Origin of the sequence: Nocardia farcinica (assembly GCF_029867845.1) — a bacterium.
Classification (GTDB): Bacteria; Actinomycetota; Actinomycetes; order Mycobacteriales; family Mycobacteriaceae; genus Nocardia; species Nocardia farcinica_A.
Genome location: NZ_JARWRU010001321.1, coordinates 1 through 3,420, shown reverse-complemented (window position 1 = coordinate 3,420; position 3,420 = coordinate 1). Strand labels below are relative to the sequence as shown.

The following is a 3,420-nucleotide window of genomic DNA, read 5'->3' as shown; positions in this document are numbered from 1 at the left end:
GGTCCACAGGGTGGGTAAGCGGGACTTGAGGGCGGGGAACTCGGCGCGCAGGACGCGGGGGAGCGGCCCTTGATCTGTTTGACCAGGCGGTGGATTCCGAACTGCGGGTCGCATGAGACGAGCAGGTGCACGTGGTCGGCCCCGCCCGCCCGCAGTTCGACGGTGAAGGCGGCCACATCGGCCTCCCCCACCTGCTCCAGCGAGGCGATGCCGCGGCCGTCGAGGAACTCGCGATAGCGGCCGAGATCGCGGCGGTAGGCGCCGAGGGTGTTGCGGGCCGCGCCGCGCTCGACCGCGAGATGGTCCAGATAGATGTCGATCTCGCGAGCGAGCATGGCGTCGATCCTGTCAGTCCGCGTCCGTCTCCGATACAGATCTGTCGGTCGTCGCACCAGCCTTGCGGTCGAGGAAGGTCGTCGGCTGGTCCGGCCACGGCGCGTCGCCCGGCCGCAGCGGGGTGCCCGCCGCCCTGGCCGCCGTCACCGCGAGCACACCCGCCACCGCGGTGGCGTTCACGATCCGCCCGGACAGCGCGGCCCGCACCGCCTCCTCCAGCGGCATGCGGACCACCGCCAGATCGGCTTCCTCGTGCTCGGGCTCTGGCCGCTCGGTCTCCGACAACCCGCGCGCCAGGTACACCCGCAACGCCTCGTCGGTGAAACCGGGCGAGAGCGCCACGTCCACCAGCACCGACCACTCGCGGGCCGCCAGCCCGGTCTCCTCGGCCAGTTCCCGCTTCGCGGCGGTCAGCGGGTCCTCGCCGGGGATGTCGAGCAGGCCGGCGGGCAGCTCGAGCAGCCGCCGCCCCAGCGGGTGGCGGTACTGGTCGATCAGGACGATGTTGTCCTCGTCGTCGAGCGCGGCGACCGCGACGGCCGCGTGGTGCTCGACCACCTCGCGTTCCACCACGCGTCCGCCCGGCATGGCGACCTGGTCGAGCCGCAGCGCGACGATGGCGCCGGCGTACAGGGTCCTGGATGCCACGGTGCGGAAGTCGTGGCTACCCGGTGTGTGCCCGGCGTCGCCGTCGCGCTCGCTCATTCATGCCCCTTGTTCGGTGCCCGCCTTGACCGGCTCGGCTGTTTCGCTGCTGACCGGCTCCTCCGGCAGGTCCACCGGGAGCCGTTCGGCCAGCTTATATTTCAGGGCGGCCGCGATCAGCCCCGCGAAGAGCGGATGCGGGCGGGTCGGGCGGCTCTTGAGCTCGGGATGGGCCTGGGTGGCCACGAAGAACGGGTGCTTGTCGGCGGGCAGCTCGACGAACTCCACCAGCAGGCCGTCGGGCGAGGTGCCGCTGAACTTCAGGCCGCTCTTGGCGATGCGGTCGCGGTAGGCGTTGTTGACCTCGAAGCGGTGCCGGTGCCGCTCGGAGACCTGCTCGCTGCCGTAGAGACGGGCCACCACCGAGTTCTTGGCCAGCACCGCCGGATAGGCGCCGAGGCGCATGGTGCCGCCGAGATCGGCCTCACCGGCCACGGCCTGCTTCTGGTCGTCCATGGTGGAGATGACCGGTTGCGTGGTGTCGGGCTCGAACTCGGTGGAGTTGGCCTCGGCCAGCCCGACCGAACGAGCCGCCTCGATCACCACGCACTGCAGGCCGAGGCACAGGCCGAGCAGCGGGATGCCGCGGGTGCGGGCGAACCGGATCGCGCCCACCTTGCCCTCGATGCCGCGGATGCCGAAGCCGCCGGGGATGAGCACCGCGTCCACATCGCGCAGCGCGGCGGCCGCGCCCGCGTCGGTCTCGCACTCGTCGGAGGCGACCCACCGGATGTTCACCTTGGCCCGGGAGGCGAAGCCGCCCGCGCGCAGCGCCTCGGTGACCGACAGGTAGGCGTCGGGCAGGTCGACGTACTTGCCGACCAGCGCCACCTCGACCTCCTCGCGCGGAGCGTGCACGCGGTCGAGCAGGTCGCCCCACACGGTCCAGTCCACGTCGCGGAAGGGCAGGCCGAGCCTGCGCACCACATAGGCGTCCAGGCCCTCGCGGTGCAGCACCTTGGGGATGTCGTAGATCGACGGCGCGTCGGGGGTGGAGATGCAGGCGTCCACCTCGACGTCGCACATCAGGGCGATCTTGGACTTCAGCCCCTCGGACACCTCGCGGTCGCAGCGCAGGATCAGCGCGTCGGGCTGGATGCCGATGCTGCGCAGCGCCGCCACCGAGTGCTGGGTGGGCTTGGTCTTGAGCTCGCCGGAGGGCGCCAGGTAGGGCACCAGCGAGACGTGCAGGAAGAAGACGTTGTCGCGGCCGACGTCGTGCCGGATCTGGCGGGCGGCCTCGAGGAACGGCTGCGACTCGATGTCGCCGACGGTGCCGCCGATCTCGGTGATGATCACATCCGGGGTCTGGCCCTGCAGGTCGGGGCCGCGCATGGCCAGGATGCGGTTCTTGATCTCGTCGGTGATGTGCGGGATCACCTGGACGGTGTCGCCCAGGTACTCGCCGCGACGCTCCTTGGCGATCACCGAGGAATAGATTTGCCCGGTGGTCACGTTGGCGTCGCGGGAGAGGTCGCGGTCGAGGAACCGCTCGTAGTGGCCGACGTCGAGGTCGGTCTCGGCGCCGTCCTCGGTCACGAACACCTCTCCGTGCTGGAACGGATTCATGGTGCCCGGATCGACGTTCAAGTACGGGTCGAGTTTCTGCATCGTGACGCGCAATCCGCGCGAAGTCAGCAGCTGACCGAGGCTGGAGGCGGTCAGGCCCTTACCCAATGAGGAGGCGACACCACCGCTGACGAAGATATGTTTCGGAGCGGTTCGCGCCTGAATCCGTGTATGACCCACGGGTCTTTACCGTAACACGCCGGAACGGGGCCGCTCACCCGCCACGCCCGTTTGCTGACCGATCGCCCGCACTGATCAGCCCGGCAGCGCGACGAGGGTGAGCGAGGTCGCTCGGGCGCCGGTTCCGTATCGCCCGGCGCCGCCGCCGAGCTGCTCGCTCAGGCCGAGCACGGCGGTCACCCGGCCGATCTCCCTGTCCAGGTTGTCCACGGTGGTCAGCACGGCCGTGAGAGCCGAGTCCCCGCGCACCACCGCCAGCGGGCCCTGCCCTTCGGCGGCCCCGGCGCGCCCGGCCACCACGACGCCCGCACCCCGGCCGCGCAACGCCCCGGCGAACCGGGCCGCGTTCGCTCCCCTTGCGTTCTCCCCTGCCGCCGCGCCGTCGCCGGTCACCAGCACCGCCAGCTGCGCGGGCGCGGGGGTGTCGCCGTAGGCGAGGAAGCCGCCGCCGCGCAGGGTCTCCAGCACGAGGGCCAGTTCCTGGGGTGAGGTGCGGGCCCGTCAAGTCTTCACCCCGCCTGTGGGGGCCGGGCAGCAGGCGGCAGTAATGGCGACCCCGCGTCACGAACCATTCGCAGAACCTGACCTGATAAAACCCAAAACCCAACTTAAACTAAGCTACCTGATTCA

The 3,420-nt window shown here is 70.6% G+C and carries 2 protein-coding genes and 3 pseudogenes; all 5 read right to left on the bottom strand.

The genetic code is table 11. The features are described 5' to 3' along the window. Nucleotides 1-137, bottom strand: a pseudogene (locus tag QH283_RS29565) (IS200/IS605 family transposase); the annotation flags it as partial. A 63-nt stretch (nucleotides 138-200) separates the two neighbouring features. Next, a pseudogene (locus tag QH283_RS29560) lies at nucleotides 201-335 on the bottom strand (site-specific integrase); the annotation flags it as partial. Between the two features lie 13 nt (nucleotides 336-348). Further along, complete coding sequence (locus QH283_RS29555) at nucleotides 349-1,041, bottom strand: NUDIX hydrolase (protein ID WP_280506197.1); 693 nt, start codon at nucleotides 1,039-1,041, stop codon at nucleotides 349-351. Next, nucleotides 1,042-2,790 carry a CTP synthase gene (locus QH283_RS29550; RefSeq protein WP_280506196.1) on the bottom strand — a complete coding sequence of 583 codons (1,749 nt, stop codon included), beginning with the start codon at nucleotides 2,788-2,790 and terminating at the stop codon, nucleotides 1,042-1,044. Nucleotides 2,791-2,865: 75 nt separating this feature from the next. Further along, nucleotides 2,866-3,285 (bottom strand): annotated as a pseudogene (locus tag QH283_RS29545) (copper transporter); the annotation flags it as partial. Nucleotides 3,286-3,420 lie beyond the last annotated feature (135 nt).